The following is a 1,817-nucleotide window of genomic DNA, read 5'->3' as shown; positions in this document are numbered from 1 at the left end:
GTATGACTTTGTAGTATAAGACAATACTACACATTCTACTACATTTGGCTACTACAAGTTTGAAGGAGCGGGCATGGCAAGATTTTCCTAATCTTATAGACATAGATGGGGCTACCACCATTTCTTCGTTTGCTCACCTTTATATATTCTGCTTTCTTCAATGCTTCGCCCATACGCTTCGCAACAAGTGGTTGGTGAGTATAAATACCCAAATAGGTGAGTATCTCCGTAGTGGTCATTAACGAATAACTTTCATCCTCCGTTGGCTTTTCAAAACAACGCAACAAAAGCTCCATCTCTGCAGTCTGTACTTGGAAATCCTCACTCTCCCTGTATAGTTCCGTTACTTCTTCATCATCAAACCAATAGCGGAAGCCCATGTTCAACAGGGCTTTGGCTTCCGCATAGACATTGTCCATCGAGATAGTTTTTGCTCTCTCAATATCTATGGAAAGCACTTCAAAGGGCAGGAACCGTCTGCTTCCCGTGGGGTCTGTAAGAAAATCATTGCCGTTTACCGATGCCACGAAGCTTGCCAAGTGGGGATGTTCCTCTACATACTTGTCGTAGGGCATACGGTATTTGACCATCGGACAGGTAATGAGGTTCTTCAGTTCGTTCTCATCACGTTTGTTGAGGGCTTTGAGCTGGTCGTCGATGTTTACGATAAGGTTCTGACCGATATAGGTGAGTGTGTCTTTCTCCTGCGGATATATTTTTCCTGTGTAACTGTAACCGTGCAGTTTGGACGGGCAGAGCAAATCCAAGAATGTAGTTTTGAACTTGCCCTGCTCGCCTGTCAGCACAAGGCAGGTGTGATTACGGCACTCACGGTCGTGTCCATTGCGTTGGCAACCACTGCCACGAGCCACTTGGTGAGGTACGGCAGCCACTTGTCAGAGTTGCGCACGACCACGCAACTTGCCAAGTGGGGAATAGCTTTCAGTGAAAAGGAAGGATTACTGCTTATATCCACCGATGGCAACCTTTTGAAATACTCCTGTATGGGATTGACACGTGGAGAGAAGCTACTTTCTATAATGGAATAGAGGTTGTCAGAAGATGTAATAATCCCCACATCGTTGTCAAGTTCCCTGCGGAGCGTGTTGATTTCATAGCGACCCACCTTTGTGAAATCGCTGCTATTCATTCTGCGGTATTCGGTTCGTCCCAATACCGTGTTGTATCTGAACTCATAGCGAGAGGAGAGATAGGTTTCTATCTCCGAGTTCTTGGAAAACTTCCTTCTTGTATGAAATTCGCTGTTTCCGCCCTCAGATTTGCCTTTATCTGCATTCTTCTTCATTATATGATTGGTTTGGTTTCTGAGAGTGAAGTTATGAAGAGAATGTCAAAGTTCCAAGCATTCGGAGAGTGCTTGCATAATGTTGCGTCTGTCTGCTATAAAGTTCACATGTATATTTTGTCGTGGCAGGGCAAGAAAATGGGATTTTTGTGGAAAACAGAGTTGGGAATGATAGCTACAGCCGAAGACAGAAATGTGTGTATTGCCTATGTTTGCTGTATTTTGCGCCGATTGGGATTATCCTTCATATAGGATAAACGGTGAAAGAAGAAATCAAAGAATAATGCGAAAAAGGCAACCGATAAGATATGTTGTCTTTTCCCTCAAGTTCCCTATATTTCCCTGCTGCTTTGAGGTATGGAAAACACATCCTACTTTTGTAGGCAGAAACGTGCGGTAAGACGCAAAACAATAAGGAATTACAAACAAAATAACAATAAAACTATGGGATATTTTATCATTACGGATTCAAACTGGGCAAAGCTGAGGAACGAGATACTCAGCCTTGCCG

2 pseudogenes are annotated in these 1,817 nt (G+C 43.6%); one reads left to right on the top strand and one right to left on the bottom strand.

From position 1 onward, the window contains the following. Positions 1-38: 38 nt before the first annotated feature. Positions 39-1,306, bottom strand: a pseudogene (locus H164_RS14860) (VapE domain-containing protein). 357 nt (positions 1,307-1,663) lie between these two features. On the opposite strand from H164_RS14860, the pseudogene H164_RS16035 reads away from it, so the two are divergent. Beyond that, positions 1,664-1,817 (top strand): annotated as a pseudogene (locus H164_RS16035) (helix-turn-helix domain-containing protein); the annotation flags it as partial.

Origin of the sequence: Segatella maculosa DSM 19339 = JCM 15638 (assembly GCF_000382385.1) — a bacterium.
Lineage (GTDB): Bacteria > Bacteroidota > Bacteroidia > Bacteroidales > Bacteroidaceae > Prevotella > Prevotella maculosa.
The sequence above is the reverse complement of the archived record's forward strand: the minus strand, read 5'-3'. Positions and strand labels throughout refer to the sequence as shown.